At 72.9% G+C, this 17,634-nt stretch carries 14 protein-coding genes; all 14 read left to right on the plus strand.

All coding sequences use genetic code 11. The annotated features are described in order from the left end of the window. Positions 1-8: 8 nt before the first annotated feature. The 14 genes from ACIGJO_RS30555 (at position 9) to ACIGJO_RS30620 (ending at position 17,597) form a co-directional block, all read left to right on the plus strand. Positions 9-710, plus strand: coding sequence for a thioesterase II family protein (locus ACIGJO_RS30555; protein ID WP_399963687.1), 702 nt, complete (start codon positions 9-11; stop codon positions 708-710). A 47-nt stretch (positions 711-757) separates the two neighbouring features. Beyond that, the gene (locus ACIGJO_RS30560) at positions 758-1,582 is read left to right on the plus strand and encodes a mycofactocin-coupled SDR family oxidoreductase (RefSeq protein ID WP_399963689.1); all 825 of its coding nucleotides are present in this window, start codon (positions 758-760) and stop codon (positions 1,580-1,582) included. Positions 1,583-1,612: 30 nt separating this feature from the next. Further along, positions 1,613-4,702: an amino acid adenylation domain-containing protein gene (locus tag ACIGJO_RS30565; RefSeq protein ID WP_399963691.1), complete on the plus strand. Its 3,090-nt coding sequence runs from the start codon at positions 1,613-1,615 to the stop codon at positions 4,700-4,702. A 50-nt stretch (positions 4,703-4,752) separates the two neighbouring features. Next, a complete protein-coding gene (locus tag ACIGJO_RS30570; RefSeq protein WP_399963693.1) occupies positions 4,753-6,549 on the plus strand; it encodes an amino acid adenylation domain-containing protein in 1,797 nt (598 codons plus the stop codon). Continuing rightward, on the plus strand, positions 6,546-7,820 hold the full coding sequence (locus ACIGJO_RS30575; protein ID WP_399963695.1) for an NAD(P)/FAD-dependent oxidoreductase: 1,275 nt from the start codon (positions 6,546-6,548) through the stop codon (positions 7,818-7,820). The genes ACIGJO_RS30570 and ACIGJO_RS30575 overlap by 4 nt, the downstream gene beginning before the upstream one ends. Positions 7,821-8,129: 309 nt before the next feature. Continuing rightward, a complete protein-coding gene (locus tag ACIGJO_RS30580; protein ID WP_399963697.1) occupies positions 8,130-8,915 on the plus strand; it encodes an alpha/beta fold hydrolase in 786 nt (261 codons plus the stop codon). Between the two features lie 15 nt (positions 8,916-8,930). Beyond that, entirely contained in the window at positions 8,931-9,932 is a 1,002-nt protein-coding gene (locus tag ACIGJO_RS30585) for a hypothetical protein (RefSeq protein WP_399963699.1), read from the plus strand. 29 nt (positions 9,933-9,961) lie between these two features. After that, the gene (locus ACIGJO_RS30590) at positions 9,962-10,681 is read left to right on the plus strand and encodes a 2-hydroxychromene-2-carboxylate isomerase (protein ID WP_399963701.1); all 720 of its coding nucleotides are present in this window, start codon (positions 9,962-9,964) and stop codon (positions 10,679-10,681) included. Positions 10,682-10,752: 71 nt separating this feature from the next. After that, the gene (locus tag ACIGJO_RS30595) at positions 10,753-12,522 is read left to right on the plus strand and encodes a phytoene desaturase family protein (RefSeq protein ID WP_399963703.1); all 1,770 of its coding nucleotides are present in this window, start codon (positions 10,753-10,755) and stop codon (positions 12,520-12,522) included. Positions 12,523-12,690: 168 nt separating this feature from the next. After that, entirely contained in the window at positions 12,691-12,948 is a 258-nt protein-coding gene (locus tag ACIGJO_RS30600) for an acyl carrier protein (RefSeq protein ID WP_399963705.1), read from the plus strand. Positions 12,949-13,095: 147 nt separating this feature from the next. Then, complete coding sequence (locus ACIGJO_RS30605) at positions 13,096-14,352, plus strand: beta-ketoacyl-[acyl-carrier-protein] synthase family protein (protein WP_399963707.1); 1,257 nt, start codon at positions 13,096-13,098, stop codon at positions 14,350-14,352. Then, positions 14,349-15,488 (plus strand): beta-ketoacyl synthase N-terminal-like domain-containing protein, encoded by a 1,140-nt coding sequence (locus tag ACIGJO_RS30610; protein WP_399963709.1) that lies wholly within the window; start codon positions 14,349-14,351, stop codon positions 15,486-15,488. The genes ACIGJO_RS30605 and ACIGJO_RS30610 overlap by 4 nt, the downstream gene beginning before the upstream one ends. Beyond that, entirely contained in the window at positions 15,485-16,462 is a 978-nt protein-coding gene (locus tag ACIGJO_RS30615) for a beta-ketoacyl synthase N-terminal-like domain-containing protein (protein ID WP_399963711.1), read from the plus strand. The genes ACIGJO_RS30610 and ACIGJO_RS30615 overlap by 4 nt, the downstream gene beginning before the upstream one ends. A gap of 19 nt (positions 16,463-16,481) precedes the next feature. Further along, positions 16,482-17,597 carry a beta-ketoacyl synthase N-terminal-like domain-containing protein gene (locus ACIGJO_RS30620; protein ID WP_399963802.1) on the plus strand — a complete coding sequence of 372 codons (1,116 nt, stop codon included), beginning with the start codon at positions 16,482-16,484 and terminating at the stop codon, positions 17,595-17,597. Positions 17,598-17,634 lie beyond the last annotated feature (37 nt).

Consider the following 17,634-nt stretch of genomic DNA (forward strand, 5'->3'; position numbering starts at 1 on the left):
GATTGAACATGCCAAGGACGACGGTCCTCTGTGTCCCGTTCGCCGGCGCCGGCGCCTCGGTCTTCCGCCCCTGGGTGCCGCTCTGCGAGGACCGCTTCGAGCTGGCGGCCGTCCAACTGCCGGGCCGTGAGCAGCGGTTCGCGGAGGAGCCCTATACGGACGTGGCGGTGGCGGTCGACGGGCTGATGCCCGAGGTGCTCCAGCGGGTCTCCGGCGGCGGTCCGGTCGTGCTCTTCGGGCACAGCCTCGGCGCCGTGCTGTCGTACGAGCTGGCCCACCGGCTGGCCGCCACCGACGGGGTCGAGCTGGCCGGGCTGGTGGTCAGCGGTTCTCCGGGCCCGTGGACCCGCCGGGAGAACGGGGCGAGCGGCCTGGACGACGACGGGTTCCTGGAGCGGGTCAAGGAGTTCGCCGGCTACCGGCACGAGGCCCTGGAGGACCCGGAGATGCGCGAACTGCTGCTCCCCTCGCTGCGGGCCGACGTCGAGATGCACGAGAGCTACCTCGCGCTCTCGGACGAGCCGCTGCCCGTGCCGATCACCTCGGTGCGCGGCACCACCGACACCCTCGTGACCACCGAACAGGCCCTGGAGTGGGGCAAGGCCACCAGCCGGGAGTTCGGCTTCGTGGAGGTCGAGGGTGGTCACATGTATCTGGTCGACAATGCCGAGGGCCTGATCCGGGTGCTCGCGGACGTCTGCCCGGGATGAGTGGAGCGGGCGAGTCCACCGACCGCCCCCGATGTGAAGGAGACTTGGTGCGCCTGCAAGGAAAGACCGTCATCGTGACGGGAGCCGCACGGGGTGTCGGCCGGGCCTGTGCGCTGGCGTTCAGCCGGGAGGGCGCCGATCTGGCGCTGCTCGACGTGTGCGGTGACATCGAGGGCGTTCCCTACCCGCTGGGGACCACGAGCCAGCTCGCGCACACCGCGGAGCTGTGCCGCGAACAGGGCGCCGCCGTCCTCACGGCGCAGGCCGACATCCGTGACCGCGACGCCCTGCGCGCGGCCGTGGACCGGACGGTCGAACGGTTCGGGCGCGTGGACGTGCTGCTCAACAACGCCGGGATCGCGGCGCCTTCGGGCAAACCGGCCCATGAGGTCAGCGAGGACGAGTGGCAGGTGATGATCGACATCAACCTGACCGGCGCCTGGCGGCTGACCTCCGTGGTGGGGCCCCTGATGATCGCCCAGCGCTCCGGCAGCGTGATCAACGTGGCCTCCACCGCCGGGCTGGTCGGCTACCGGAACTTCGCCGGGTACGCGGCGTCCAAGCACGGGCTGATCGGCCTGACCAAGGCGACCGCCCTCGACTACGCGCCGCTGAAGGTACGGGTCAACGCCCTGTGTCCCGGATCGATCCGGGACGACGGCCGGGCCGAGGGGCGGATGCTCTCCGAGATCGCGAGGTCACTGGACCTCCCGGTCGCCGAGCACGAGGAGACCTTCGTCCAGTCGCAGCCGATGAACTCGCTGATCGAGCCGGAGGACGTGGCCGGAGCCGCCGTCTGGCTGGCTTCGGACGAGTCCCGGCAGGTGACCGGGTCCGTGCTCACCGTCGACGGTGGCTTCACCGCACGGTGAGGCACCGCAACCACCCCAAGGGAACCAGTCGTGTCGATCTCTGAACAGGACGCCGTCGCCGCTCTCGCACCGGCCCGGCGCACGCTCGTCCACTCCCGTGACCGGGTCCGGGAGAGCGGCCGGGAAGCACCCGGCGCGGTATGCCACGCCCTGTGCGTACGGTTCACCGGCACGGCCGGGCCGGAGCGGGGGGACGGGCTGTCCGAGCGGTTCGCCGCCCTCGCCGCCCCGCTCGTGTCCGCCACCGGGACGGGCCCGGTCTTCCCCGCGCCCGCCCGGCTGTGGCGGCAGCCGGTGCCGGACCGCTCCGACGCGCCCGGCGCCGAGCGCTGGCGGGCCCGGGAGCTCACCCGGCCGCTGGTCGCCCACCGGGACGCGGCGGTGCGCGCGGTCCTGCTGGACTACGCCGACGGCGTGAGCGAACTGGTCGTGGTCGCGCACCGCGCGGTGCTCGGCGCCGGGGCGCTGCACGACTTCACCGCGGCACTGCTGGGACAGGCGCTCGCCGGTACGGGCGCGGCCCCCGCCGCCCCGGGCTCGGGCGGCGCGGGGCAGGCCGGGCAGGCCGCCGCCCTCGCCGGCTGCCGGTTCGACGCGCGGCCGGACTGGGGCCTGGGACGGCCGTACGGCCCGGAGACGACGGGGACCCGGGTGCTGCGGCTGCCCGCCGGCCACCCGGCGGGCGACACCGAGAGCTGGACCGCGGCACTCGGGATCGTCCTCGCCCGCTACGAGGGCCTCACCCGGCCCGTCCTCGCGGCACTGGTCACCGACCCCACCGGCGCGCACGCCGTCGAGGGGATCGCGCTGATACCCGTGGACGCCGACCCGGCCGGCACGCTGGGCACCGTCGACAAACGCGTCCGCGCGGGCCTCGCGGACGGTCCGGCCTGGCACACCGAGGAGCTGGGGCGGCACCTGGCCGAGGCGGGCGGCGACATCGCCGCCGGGCCCGCCGTGGGGATCACCGTGCACGACCGGGGCCCGGACGGCTTCCCCGGAGCAGCCCCCGTCGCCTACCGGCCCTTCCAGCGACCGCCGTTCCCGGTGACCGTCTCGGTGACCCGCGACGGCGCGGGCAACCGGGAGCTGCGCTGCGACTTCTCGTCGCGGGCCCTGGACGCTGCCATCGCCGACCAGCTGCTGCGGCATGTGTGCCGGGTGCACACGACGCTCGTGGAGGCGCCCGACACCCAGGTGGCGCGGGCGGAACTGCTGGACGAGGAGGAGCTGGAGAGGACCGCGGCGCTCGGCCGCCCCGCCCCGCTCCCGGCGTTCGCGCCCCGGCGGATCGACGAGGCGATAGCCGCCGTCGCGGCCGAGCGCCCGGACGCCGTCGCCGTGTCCTTCGACGGCACCCGGATCCGCTACCGCGAACTCGACGACCGGGCCGACCGGCTCGCCCACGCCCTGCGCGGGCTCGGCGTGGCCGACGGCGACCGGGTCGGCGTGTGCCTGGAGCGGTCCGCCGATCTCGTCGTCACCCTGCTCGCCGTGCTCAAGGCGGGCGCCACCTACGTGCCGATGGACCCCGCCCACCCGGGCGAGCGGCTGGCCCGCACGACCGCGGACGCCGGACTCGTCACCGTGGTCACCGACCTCCCCGGCTTCCCCGGCGCGGGTGACGGCGGTGTCCGGGTGATCGGCACGGCCGCGCTCGCGGAGCTGGCCCCCCAGGAGTGCGACGGACCGCCGCCCTCGGCGGCCGGCCCGCAGGACCCGGCGTACGTCATCTACACCTCCGGCTCGACCGGCCGTCCCAAGGGCGTCGTCGTCCCGCACGTCAATGTGCTCGGCCTGATGGCCGCCACCACCGGGGACTTCGGCCTCGGCGGGGACGACATCTGGACGCTGTTCCACTCCAGCGCCTTCGACTTCTCGGTGTGGGAGATCTGGGGCTGTCTGCTCACCGGCGGCCGGCTGGTCGTCGTGCCCTACTGGGTGTCGCGCTCGCCGGAGGAGTTCCACCGGCTGCTCGTCCAGGAACGGGTCACGGTGCTCAGCCAGACCCCGTCGGCCTTCGCGCACCTGATGGACGTCGAGCGGGACGGCGCCGGGCCCGTCCCCGTACGCCTGGTGGTCTTCGGCGGCGAGGGGCTCGAACCGCGCATGCTCCTGCCGTGGTTCGACCGGCACCCGGAGAGCGTGTGCCGGGTGGTCAACATGTACGGCATCACCGAGACCACGGTGCACGTGACCGCGCAGACCGTCACCCGGGCCGAGGCGCTCACCGGATCGAAGTCGGTCGGGCCCGCCCTGCCCGGCTGGTGGGTGCGGGTCTGCGACCCGGAGGGCAGGCCGCTGCCGGCCGGTGTCGCCGGAGAGATCCACGTCGGCGGGGCCGGGGTCGCGGCGCACTACCTGAACAGGCCGGACCTCACCGCGCAGCGCTTCCTCGTGGACCCGCGCACCGGTGAGCGGATGTACCGCAGCGGCGACCGGGGCAGGCTGCTGCCCGACGGCCGGCTGGAGCATCTCGGCAGGCTGGACAACCAGGTCAAGCTGCGCGGCTTCCGTATCGAACTGGACGAGATCCGCGCGGTCCTGCTGGACGATCCGCTGGTCGGCGCCGCCGCCGTGGTGCTCAACAGGGCCGATCCGGCGGACCCGGCCACCGCCCGGCTCGACGCGTACGTGGTGCTGGAGGGCGAGGACACCGCGGCCGTGCGGCAGCGTGCCGCCCGGTATCTGCCCGAGTACATGGTGCCGTCGACGGTGACCGCGCTCGACAGGATGCCGCTGACCACCAACGGCAAGCTCGACCCGGGCAGGCTCCCCGAGCCCGCGCCCGCCGCCGTCGCCCCCACGGCCGTCGCGGAGGCGACCGGCGTGACCGGCGCGGACCGTGCCGGCGGCACGGACGCCGCGGCGGCGACCGGGGATCCCGGCCGGGCCGAGCCGGAGGACGAGTTCACCGCCGTCCTCCTGGACATCTGGCAGGACGTGCTCGGTGTCCCCGTCGGCCCGGACGACAACTTCTTCGACCTCGGCGGCAATTCGCTGCTGGCCATGCGTGTCGGCGCGGCGCTGCGCCGGCACGGCGGCGGCTTCACGGTCGCGATGCGCGACCTGTACATGTTCCCGACGATCCGCCGGCTGGCCGCCGGCCGCGCCGGGTGAACCACCTGCCCGTGAGTGCGGAGCGTCCCGTTCCGAAGAGGGAAGACACGATGGCTGTTCCGCTCCTGCCCGATCTCCTCCAGCTACAGGTGGCGCGCACCCCGCACGCCGTCGCCGTCCGCTCCGGCGGACAGGAGCTGACCTATGCCGAACTGAACACCCGGGCCAACCGGCTGGCCCACCACCTGATCTCCCGAGGCGTCGGCCCGGAGCACCTGGTCGGGGTGCGGCTGCCCAGGTCGGCCGACCTGGTGGTGGCGCTGCTCGGTGTCCTGAAGTCGGGTGCGGCCTACGTGCCGATGGACAGCGAGGCCCCGGACGGGCGGATCGCGTTCATCGTGGAGGACACCGGGCTCGGCCTGGTGCTCGGCGAGGCCGCCGCACCGCGCGGGGCCGCCGGTGAACCGGAGACGACGACCGTCGCCGCCGCCCTCGCCGCGGCCGAGGCCGCCGGGCTCCCGCACCACGACCCGGCCGCGGACGACCGGACGGCGCCGCTCAGCCCGCAGAACCTGGCGTACGTCATCTACACCTCCGGGTCCACCGGCCGCCCCAAGGGCGTCACCGTGCAGCACGACACCCTCATGCGCTACCTGGACTTCGCCTGCGCGGAGTATCCGGGACTGGCGGACGGGGCGCTGCTGCACTCCCCGGTCACCTTCGACCTCACCGTCACCGCGCTGTACGGGCCGCTGCTCCTGGGCGGCGGTCTGCGGGTCGTCCCGCTGGACCGCGAACCCGCCGACGGCACACCGTCCGTCCGGCCGGGCTTCGTCAAGGCGACCCCCTCGCACCTTCCCCTGCTGACCGCGCTGCCGGGCTCGCTCTCGCCCGCGCGTGAACTGGTGGTGGGAGGCGAGATGCTGCTCGGCGATGTCGTCGAGCAGTGGCGCCGGACCCATCCGGGCGCGGCGGTGATCAACGAGTACGGCCCCACCGAGGCCACCGTCGGCTGCTGCACGTTCCGGATCGGCCCCCAGGACCCGATAGCCCCGGGCGCCACCCCCATCGGCCTGCCGACACCGGGCACCGCGCTGTACGTGCTGGACGAGCGGCTCGTACCGGTGGCGCGGGGGACGGCGGGTGAGCTGTACATCGCGGGCGGCCAGGTCGCACGCGGCTATCTCGCCCGGCCCGGCCTCACCGCGGAACGGTTCGTGGCCGACCCCTTCGGCGGCGGGCGGATGTACCGCACCGGCGACATCGCCAGACAGCGGCCGGACGGGATTCTGGAGTACCTCGGCCGCACCGACGACCAGGTGAAGATCCGCGGTTACCGGATCGAGCTCGGTGAGGTCACCTCGGTGCTCGGCTCCCGGCCGGGGGTGCGGCGGGCGGCCGTCGTCGCCCGCGCGGACCGCACCGGCGACCGGTACCTCGCCGGATACGTCGTGCCCGAGGACGGGGCCCTGCCGGATCCCGCCGTGCTGCGCGCGGACATGGCGCGGGTGCTTCCCGCCTATATGGTGCCCGCGCGGATCATGGCGCTCGGCGCACTCCCGCTGACCGCCAACGGGAAGCTCGACCAGGCGGCGCTCCCGGAGCCCCCGGCCCCGTACGGAACCCCGGACGGCCCCCAGGACGCGGTGGGCGCGGAGCCGGGCGACGAGGCCGAGACACGGATGTGCGCGCTGTTCGCCGAGATCCTGGACGTGCCCGCGGTCCGGCCCGACGACGACTTCTTCCACCGGGGCGGTGACAGCCTGCGGGCCGCCCGGCTCGCAGGCCGGGCCCGTAGGGCGGGCTGGAGCTTCGGCCTGCGTGACGTGCTGGAACTGCGCACCGCGCGCGCCCTGGCCGGCCAGGTCCGGGACACCGGGGCCGTCATGGACGGAGCGGCGACATGAGCGTCGGGCGGGTGGTGATCGTCGGCGCCTCGGTCGGCGGCAGCCGGGTCGCGACGGGACTGCGGGAGGCGGGGTACACCGGTTCGATCGCGCTCGTCGACCCGGACCCGGACGCGCCGTACGACCGGCCCCCGCTGTCCAAGCAGGTACTCGCCGGTGCCTGGACCCCGGACCGGGTGTCCCTGGGGGACCCCGGACAGTGGGGGGCCGAACGGTACGTCGCCGCCGCCGAGTCCCTGGACCCGGCGAGCCGTGTGCTGCGGCTGGACTCCGGCGAGGAACTCTCCTACGACCGGCTGGTGCTGGCCTGCGGGGCCGCGCCGCGGTCGCTGCCGGGCATGCCGCGCCGGGGCGTGCACACCCTGCGGACGCTGGCGGACTCCCTGGAGCTCCGGGACCGCATGGAAGGGATCGGGTCCGGGCAACTGGTGGTTGTCGGCGGCGGTTTCGTCGGGGCCGAGGTGGCCTCCACCGCCCATGCGCGCGGGATCGGCGTCACTCTGGTGGAGGCGCTGCCCGCGCCGCTGTCCGGGCTGCTCGGCGAGGAGGTGGCCGCCGAACTGGCCCTGCTGCACACGGACAACGGCGTACGGCTGCTGTGCGACACCGCGGTCGCCGGGCTCGTCGGCGAGCCGGAGGTCACCGGGGTGCGGCTCACCGACGGAACCACGCTGCCCGCGGCCGTCGTGGTGGTCGGCATCGGTGTGCGACCGGGTACGGACTGGCTGGCCGGCTCCGGCATCCCGCTGGCCGAGGACGGGGGAGTGCTCTGCGACGAGTACTGCGCGGTCGACCCCGGGCGGACGGTGTACGCGATCGGGGACGTCGCCCGCTGCCGTGACCCGCTGCTGGACCGGCACGTACGGGTGGAGCACTGGACCGACGCGGTGGAGCAGGCGGACATCGCCGTACGCAACATCCTCGGACCCGTGCCGACGGCCCACCGGCACGAGCTGTTCGTCTGGTCCGACCAGTACGGCGGCAAGATCGCCCTGATCGGCCGTCCCGAACCGGGGGACCGGGTGTCCGTGGTGCGTGCCGGAGGCCCGCGCCGGCGGTTCGCCGTCGCCTACCACCGCGGCCCGCTGCTGTGCGCCGCGCTGACCGTGAACTGGCCCAAGGCCCTGCCGGCCGCCCGGCGTTCGCTGGGCGCGCCGGACGGCGCCGCCGATGTCGTGGCCGCTTGGAAAGTTTTGTCGTCGCAGCTTGCTGTAATGGCTCTGTCGGCCCGCGGGGATTCTCCGGCACGATCGGACCAGCGCCGGGGATGACCGGCCGCCGAACCGTACGAACCATTACCCGCCGGTCGCTTCCGGCTGCTTTGACCGTGCCTCTTCGCGAGGGGTGTGCCCGCATTCCTTCCCGGTGCGGTCGCGTCACTTTCAATTCCTTGAACCGGCCGCTCGTAAAGGGCCGTTCGACCGCCGCGCGTTGATAGCGTCTGCGGTCGCGTTGCCGGACCGGAAGCTTTCCTCCGGCGATTACCCCCGTTTCCCTCCTGCTGTTCCCATTCCCTCGGAAGGGCTTTTCCGGTGTTCCGAAACAGCGATGTCGAGCCGCTCGTGGTCCGACAGCGAGGCGTGTCCGCGCAAGCGGGCCACCGCGCCCTGCTGTTGCACGGCCTGGGCAGCAACGAGAGCTGCTGGGACCCCTTCGTCGCGCACCGGCCGCCGGGGCTCGACCTGTGGACGGCCGGGCTGCCCTGGCGGGCCGGTGGCCCGTACGCGGTGTCCGAGCGGGACGAGACGGCCTGGATCGGGGAAGCGATCAGGCGGGTACCGGGCGGCGCCGACGTGGTGGTCGCGCATTCCTACGCGACGATCCTGCTGCTGGCGCTGCTCGCCTCGACGGTGGCCGACGGCGTGGACCCGCGCGAGAAGTTCGGTATCCGGGCCGTGGTGCTGGTCTCGCCGTTCTTCCGGCAGCACCCGAGGGACTTCACCTGGGCCGAGCTGCCGGGGACCCTCGAAGCGATGCGGCGCAGCGCGGAGGAGAACATCCAGCTGATGTCCCGCAACCGGGACCGCCTGGACCCCGAGGTGCGGGCCGGCATGGCCGAACTCGCCTGCGCGCGGCTCGGTCCCTACTGGGCGGTCCGGTACCTCGACGCCTATCTGCGCACGCCCTTCCTGGACGCCGGCACGATCGGTCTGCCCGTTCACCTCGTCCTCGGCGAACGCGACTCGGTCGCGCCGCCGGCCGAGGGCGAGGCGCTGGCCGGGGTCCTCGGCCACGCCTCGATCGAGCGGATCGAGGACTGCGGACACTCGCCGATGGCCGAGCGGCCGGAACGGTTCGCGCACGCTGTCCAGCAATTCCTCACCACCCTGTCCGCCGGGCACACATCCCCGGCGACGGTCAACTGAGTACGGGAGCACACGATGACCACCCTGTCCGACGTCGCGCTCAAGAAGCTGCTGAACGAGCCGAGTTCGGTGACCATGCGGCCGCCCTACGAGGGCGGCAACATCAACACCGCGATCGGTTTCAAGTGCGTCAACTACCTGCTGGAAGCCGCCGTCCTCGACCACTTCCGGGCGGTCGGCCTCGGCGCCACCGAGCTGTTCCTCGTCCACGGCCTCAACTTCGACGTGACGGGCCTCGAAACCCGGCTGCACACGGTGCTCACGCTCGATGACGACGTACTGCTGGAGGTGACTCCGAAGACGAAGGACAAGGACGACACCCTGGTCTTCGGCGTCACCGCGACCGTCCAGCGCGACGGGGCGCCGAAGAAGGCCGTCAGCTCCAAGCTGCGGGTACTCCTGCGCCGTGACACCAACGTCGAGGACGCCGCCCCGCTGCCCGCCGAGCTCCAGCGCTTCGTCGTCGGCCGGCTGGCCACCGCGGAGCCCACCGCCCTGGCCGCCACCGCCGTCGACGACTTCGCCGGTGCCGTCCACCGCGGGGAGAGCGGCGACACGGACCCGGTGCTCGCCGAGATCATCGGCGACGACAACGCGGTCGGCTGGAAGTGGAAGGTGCCGTACTACTACTGCCACTTCACCGAGCGCATGCAGATGTCGGGCTACCTGCGCCAGATGGAGGAGGCGAAGCACGTCTTCGTCGCCTCGCGCGGCATCAGCATCAAGCGGATGCTCAACGAGCGCGGCTGGATCCCCGTCGTGACCCAGTGCAAGATCCAGTTCACCGACGAGACGGTCATGGAGGAGAACCTCTACACCGTCTACACGGTGGAGTCCGTCTTCAAGGACATGCTCTACACCTCCCGCGTGGACTTCTACGTCGTGCGGGACGGCGCGCTCGTCCAGACCGCCACCGGCTCGATCACCCATGGCTACTGCCACAAGGAGTCGCCGGAGGCCGAGTGGCAGATGACCGTCTTCGACGACGAGGTCCTGCGCGCGCTGCGCGGCGAGTGACCCACGACGACCACAGTCCCGGAGGACCCATGGCTCCCAAGCGCCGGCCGCGCTGGTACTTCTCCCTGCGCAGCCCGTATTCCTGGTTCGCTTACCGCGACCTGATGTCCACGCACCCCGAGGTGCTCGACGCCATCGACTGGCTGCCGTTCTGGGAGCCGGACGAGGGCACCGCGAAGCTGCTGGCACAGGAGGGGGTCACCCTTCCCATCGTCGCCATGAGCCGCGCGAAGAACTTCTACATCCTGCAGGACACCCGCAGGCTCGCCACCGAGCGCGGTCTGGACCGGATCAGCTGGCCCATCGACCGTGACCCCTGCTGGGAGGTCGCCCACCTCGCGTGGATAGCGGCCGAGGACGAGGGACGCGGCAAGGACTTCGTCGCGGCGGCCTACCGGGCCCGCTGGCAGGACGGCAGGAACATCTCCGAGCCCGCGGTGATCGCGGAGATCGCGGACGGGCTCGGACTGGACGCGCAGCGGCTGTCCACGGCCGCGCAGGACCCGGAACTGCGTGCGCGGGGCGCCGCCCTGCTCGCCGAGTCGGCCCACGACGGCCTGTTCGGTGTGCCGTTCTTCATCAACGGCCGGGACAAGTACTGGGGACTGGACCGGGTCGAGCCGTTCGTCCGGGCCGTCCTGGGCACCGGGGTGACCGGTGCGCCGGCCGCTGCCGCGCCGGACCCGGCCACCCACGCCGAACTGCTGCCGGCCGGCGGCGACCAGGGGCACGCCGGCGGCTGCGGCTGAGGCTTCGAGACCGGCCGGTGGCCGCGGCACGGAACGCGGCCACCGGCCCTGCGAAGCGACGAGGAAGCACTGTGGCAATCGACGAGGAGACCACTGTGGACAGCAACTCCGACGACACCGGGCGCACCTCCGTGCGGCGATCGGCGGGCGGCGGCCACTGGGACGCCGTCGTGGTCGGCGCCGGTCTGGGCGGACTGACCACCGCTGCCTATCTGGCAGCCGAGGGCCGGCGCGTACTGGTGCTGGAGCAGTTCTCGGTGGTGGGCGGCAACAGCCATGTCTTCCGCAGGCGCCGCAGCTACGAGTTCGACGTCGGCGTCCACTACCTCGGTGACTGCGCGCCGGGCGGTGTCATCCCGTCCATCCTGAACGGGGTCGGGCTGCGGGACCGGATCGAGTTCCTGGAGATGGATCAGGACGGCTTCGACCTGATCAGGGTGCCGGGTGCCTCGGTGGACATGCCGGCCGGGTGGTCCGCGTACCGGCAGCGGCTCATCGAGGCCATGCCGGACGAGGCGGAGGGTCTGCGTACCTTCACCGACATCTGCTCGGCCGTCGGCGCGGAGCAGCGCTCGGCGCTGTTCGAGGCGCACACCTGGTCGCCGCAGGACATCGCGAACGGCACCCTCACCGTCCGGGAGTGGGGCAGGCGGACCCTGGACGACCTGTTCCGCCACTGCGGGCTGTCCCCGCGGGCCCGTACGGTGCTCGCGGCGCAGGCACCGAACTACGGGCTGACTCCGCGTCAGGCCACCGTGGCCCGGCACACCAGTGTCACCGACCACTACCTGCGGGGCGCCTACTACCCGGCCGGCGGCGGCCAGACACTCGCGGCCGGTCTGGTCGAGGTGATCGAGTCGCACGGCGGAGAGGTTCGCACCCGCAGCAGGGTGCGGCGCATCCTGGTGGAGGACCGCAAGGTCACCGGTGTCGGCCTGGACGGCGGCGGGACGGTCACCGCCCCGCTGGTGGTCTCCAACGCGGACTACCGGCGTACGGTGCTCGACCTGGTCGGCGCCGAACACTTCTCCAGGTCGCTGGTGAACCGCACCCGCGACGCGCGGATGGGCATGCCGTGGCTGGTGCTCTACCTCGGCCTCGACACCGATCTCCGCGACCGGCCGAACGCCAATCTGTGGTGGTACGACACCGACGACATCGACGGCTACTTCGACCGGGCCCGTGCGGGCGACGTCGACGAAGTGCCCTTCCTCTTCTGCTCGTTCGCCTCGCTCAAGGACCCCGGTAACAGCAGCCTCTGCCCGCCGGGCCACGCCAACCTCCAGGTCATGACGCTCTGCCCGCCGGACTACGCGTGGTGGGGCGTCGAGAACGGGCTGGAGGAGGACGGCGGCTCGTACCGCCGCAACGCGCAGTACCTGCGCCGCAAGCGGGAACTGACCGAGGCGACGCTGCGCGCGGCCGAGAAGGCGCTGGGGCCGGTGCGCGAGCACATCACCTACGTGGAGGCGGCGACACCGCTCACCCATGAGCGGTACACCCTGTCCTCCGGCGGCACTCCGTTCGGCATGGCGGAGTGGGGCGGCACCGCCCGTCCGGGCACGGCGACCCATATCGAGGGGCTGCACGTGGTCGGAGCCAGTACCCAGGCGGGCAACGGTGTCGCGGGCGTCATGCTCGGCGGCATCTCGTGCGCCTCCGACATCCTCGGCCGGCCCCTGCTCGCCCACGCCCGGGACGGGGCGGTGTCCGGGGATCCGGACCTGCTCCCCGACCGGCCGGACGGCTGGGACCCGAGGGAGATCTGCCGGGGCGGCTCCCGCCGGTCGCGTCCGGGTGCCGCGGCGGCGGCCCGGGACCTGGCCGGTACGTCCGGCTGAGCAAGGGCGGTCCGCCGACCCGTCCGCGGACCGCCGGAAACAACCGAAGCACCCAGGACCGGCGCGCACAGGGAACCGACGTGCGCGCGGGCCGACGTGCCCACCCTCCGCCGCGCACGCCGTCCGGCGTGCCCGGCAACCGATTCACGAACAGAGAGAGATGCAGAGATGACCACCACCATCACCGCTGAGCACCAGGCCCGCATCAAGGAGATCGTCTGCGACATCCTCGAACTGGAGGAGGACGAGGTGACCGGCGGCGGCCTCTTCAAGGAGGAGTACGGCGCCGACTCGCTCCGGGCCATCGAGATCCTCGCGGGCCTGGAGAAGGAGTTCAAGGTCACGATCGACCAGTCCGAGCTGGAGCGCATGGTCAACCTCGACGGCGTCTACGCCGTCGTGGCCGAGTCCATCGACGCCAAGTAGCGCGCCTCCGGCTGGAAGCGAGCACATGCGGAGAGCCGGCGGCACCGCCGTCGGCTCTCCGGCCCGGCGGTCGCACCGGCCCAACGTGCCGGTCTCCGTCCCCGACCCCCATTTCGTGGTGAACCAGGGCCGTATTGAGGGAGATTGATGTCTGAGAGCCTTTCTGACGCGATGCGTGACGACGCGGCGTCCCGGGTGGTGCTGACCGGGTTCGGCGTGTTCTCCAGCATCGGTGTGGGTGCCGACGAATTCGCCGAGGGTCTGCGCGCGGGCCGCAGCGGAGCGAAGCCGATCACGGTGTTCGACACCGAGGGTTTCGCGCACGCCAACGGCTGCGAGATCGATGGAGCCGAGCCGGAGCGCTGGATCCACAACCTGCCCGTCGAGACGCTGGGCAGGGCGACGAAGTTCTCCGTCGCCGCGGCCAGGATGGCCGTCGAGGCCGCCGGCGTCGATCTCGACTCGCTGCGCGCCCAGCGCGGCATGATCTCCATCGGTACCACCGACGGCGAGTCCTACGATCTCGACCAGCTGGTCGAGACGGAGGTCAGCCTCGGGCCCGGCGCCATGGATCCGACCGTGGCCCGCCGTGTCTCCCCGAACCGGCTGTCCATCGCCGCCGCCCAGGAACTCGGGCTGTCCAACGTCGACGCGGTGACCATCGCCACCGCCTGCTCGGCCGGCAACTACGCGATCGGCCAGGGCTTCGACGCCATCCGCTCCGGCGCGGTCGACTACGCGCTCTGCGGCGGCGCGGACGCGATGTGCCGCAAGACGTTCACCGGTTTCTACCGGCTCGGCACCATCGCCCCCGACGTCTGCCGCCCCTTCGACTCCGAGCGCAAGGGCATCCTCACCGGTGAGGGCGCGGGCGTGCTGATGCTGGAGAGCCTCGCCTCCGCGCGGGCCCGCGGGGCCCGTATCTACGCCGAGGTGCTCGGCTACGGGATGAACTGCGACGCCTACCACCAGGTCGCCCCGAACCAGGCGAGTGTCGCCCGGTGCATGGAGATCGCCCTGGAGAACGCCGGTGTGAAGGCGGAGGAGGTCGACCTTGTCTCCGCGCACGGCACCGGGACCAAGGCCAACGACGTCACCGAGTCGCGCGCCATCCACGACGTGTACGGCGACAACCCGCCGCGCACCGTCTCGCTGAAGTCGATGCTCGGCCACACGATGGGCGCCGCCAGCGCGCTCGCCGCGATCGCCTGCGCCCTCTCGGCGTACCACGGCTTCATACCGCCGACCATCAACCACCGCGAGACCGACCCCGAGTGCGAGATCGACTGCGTGCCCAACCACTCCGTCGAGGCGGACCTGCGCATCGTGCAGAACAACGGGCTCGCCTTCGGCGGCAACAACGCGATCGTGATCCTCGGCGCGTACCGGGACGGTGTGCGGTGAGACTGCCCATCACCGGATTCGGCGCGGTCGCGAGCATCGGCCGGGACGCCGACGAGATCTTCGGCAGTCTCCGCGCCGGGCGCGGCGGCCTCGGCCCGATGCGTGGCTTCGACCACGGTCTCTACACCGGCACGAACCTCTTCGAGATCGACAACCGGCCGGAGCCGGGGGCGGACCGCACCCTGCGGGCGACGGGCTTCCTGCTGGAGGCCGTCGGGCAGGCCGCCGAGGCGGCCGGCCTCGGCGAGGACCTGTCGGACTGCCCGGTCCTGGTGGGCACCGGGCTGCGCGAGCTGCGTTCGGCCGAGCTGTGGTGGCGCGACAAGATGCCCTTCGGCCCCGAGCAGCTGCACTTCGGCACCGCGCTGCGCAACCGGTTCGGCACGGCGGACACGCACACCTTCTCCAACGCGTGCTCCGCGTCGCTGTACGCACTGGCGCTGGGCGCGGACATGCTGGCGCTCGGCGAGGCGGACACCGTGATCGTCGCGGGCGTCGACTCCATCACCGAGAGCATGTTCGGCCTGGCCGACCGGGTGCAGCCGGAACCGCCCGCCGCGCTGCGGACGCTCGACATCAACCGCAAGGGCACGATCCTCGGGGACGGGGCGGCCGCGGTCGTGCTGCGCCGCGAGGACATCGTCCCGCCGGGCGGCCGGCTGTGGGGCAGGCTGCGCGGGGTCGGGATGACCTGCGACGCCAAGCACCCCACCGCACCCGACCAGAAGCAGGTCGCCGAGGCGATCCGGCAGGCGCACCGGCACGCGGGTACCCGGCCCGCAGACATCGACCTGCTGATGCTGCACGGCACCGGGACTCCGCTCAACGACCTGGTCGAGGCGTCGGCGTACGCCGAGGTCTTCGGCGAGGACGCGGGCGTCCCGGTGGTGACCGGCATCAAGCCGATGACCGGGCACACCAGCGGCTCGGCCGGTCTGCTGAGCCTCGTCGTCGCCCTCCAGGTCATGGCGACGGGCACGGTCCCGCCGCTGATCGGGCTGGACGAGCCGATCGAGGAGGCGGCCGGTCTCCGGCTGGTCCGCGACAAGGAGGCCGAGCACCGGGTCTCCCTCGCGCAGGTACACGGGTTCGGATTCGGCGGGATCAACGCCGTGGCGATTGTTGAGGCACCATGAGGATCTTCGTCACCGGTGTGGGCGTCGCCCTGCCGGGCGCCGACAGCACGGCCGCGCTGGCGGCGGCCGGGAACCCCGGGGACCCGGTCGAACCGGCGTCCGTCCTGGGCAAGAAGGGGCTGCGCTACAAGGACCGGGCCACCCAGCTCGGGCTGGTCGCCGGGCACCGCGTGCTGACCGACGCCGGGCTGCTGCACGACGGCCGGCTGACGGCCGACGGCACCCGGGTCGCGGTCCTGGTGAGCTCCAACCTGGGCAACGTGGACACGGTCTGCCGGGTGGCCAGGACCATCGCCGACGAGGGCACCCGCGGGCTGAGCCCGATGGACACCCCGAACGCCTCCAGCAACATCATCGCCTCCGAGATCGCCATCAGGTTCGGCCTGCACGGCCCCAACCTGATGGTGTGCAACGGGCCGGCCTCCGGCCTCGACGCCGTGCGCTGGGGCGCCGCCCTGCTGCGCTCGGGCCGCGCCGACCAGGCGGTCGTCGTCGGGGTCGAGCCGGACAACGCGATCGTCCGCGAGCTCGTCGGCGGCCCCGTCGCCGACGGCGGTGCCGCACTCGTACTGGAACGGGCCGACGCCGCCGGGGCCCGCGGCGCCACCGTGCGCGCGGAGCTCGGCGGGCACGCCCGGGGAGCGAGCGTGGCCGGCAACTTCGCGCGGCTCGCCGCGGACGAGCCCGCGGGGATCGTCGGCTGGTTCGCCCCGGGCGACGCCGCCGGGGCGCTGCCGGCCGGGCTGCCCGGCCGTGATCTCGCCGAGGTCTGGGGCGAGTTGTCCGGGGCGCTCGGCCTCGTGCAGTGCGCGACGGCGATCAGCGGCTTCGGCTCCCGTACCGACGGCCCGGTGTTCCTGGCCGCGGGCGGCGACGGCGACGACGGCAGCGCGGCGCTCGTGCTGCGGCCGCCCGCCCCGGCGGCCGCCGGGCCGGCCGCGGCCCGAGAAATCCATCGGCCCCGAACACACTGAGCAGGACGGAAAAGTGACCATGACCCTTTCGGCGAGCGCGTCCGCGACCCTGAACCGGCCGGTGATCACCGCGTGGTCCGCGGTGTCGCCCCACGGCATCGGCAAGGACGAGTTTGTGGCCGGCACGCTGGCCGGGAAGAGCACGTCGGCGCTGCTGGACGAGGAGGAGTGGGCGGTCCCGGACAGCCGTGCCTGTCTGGTGCCGGGCTTCTCGCTGCGCGAGGTCCTCGGCAAGAAGGGCACCCGGTCGATGGACCGGGTGACCGGGCTGGCCGTCACCGCGGTGCGCGATCTGCTGCGCGACTGCGGGGACGGGCGCCGGGGCGGTGACGAGGAGACCGCCCTCGTGCTGGGCACGACCACCGGCAGCGCGCAGAGCATGATGGATTTCACCCGTGCCTCGCTGGTCGGGGAGCGCCCGTTCTACGTGGACCCGTCGCTGATGCCCAACGCGGTGATGAACTGCGCCGCCGGGCAGTGCGCGATCTGGCACCGGCTGAAGGGTCCGAACACCACGATCGCCGGTGGCCGGATCGCCGGGCTGTCCGCGCTGAGCTACGCGGGCGGGCTGCTCGGCTCCGGCCGCGCCGAGACGGTGCTGTGCGGCGCCGTCGAGGAGTTCTCGAACGCGCGGGCGTGGCTGGACCACCACCGGCGGCGCGAGGACGCCGCCGGCGCCCTGCTGGGCGAGGGCTGCGCCATGTTCATGCTGGAGTCCGCGTCCATGGCGGGCCATGACGGCCGGGCCCTGGCCGAGGTGCTGGCCGTGGAGTCGCGGGTCTACTTCGACAACGGCGTGGGCCCGGTCCTCGACGCGTGCCTGGACGGAGTCCTCAGGCGCGGCGAGGTGGACGCGAGCGACGTGTGGCTGGTCTCGGCCTCCGAACTCGCCGGTCACGCCGGTGAGCGGGAGCGCGAGGTGCTCACCGCCCGCTTCGGCGCCGCGGCACTGGACCGGGCGCCGTCCTTGGCCGCCATCGGGGACACCTCGGGGGCCTCCGCGGCCTTCCAGATCGGGTCCCTGCTGAGCCTCTCCGGGCAGGGCGAGGTGCCTGCGGGCAGTGTCGCCATCGTCTCCTCGGTGGACGACGACGGCATCGTCGCCTGCGCCGCGCTGCGTCTGCTCGCGGCCTGACCGGGCATTTTTCGGCTGACCAGGAAGAGTGAGGAAA

The organism is Streptomyces sp. NPDC079020 (assembly GCF_044542225.1).
Classification (GTDB): Bacteria; Actinomycetota; Actinomycetes; order Streptomycetales; family Streptomycetaceae; genus Streptomyces.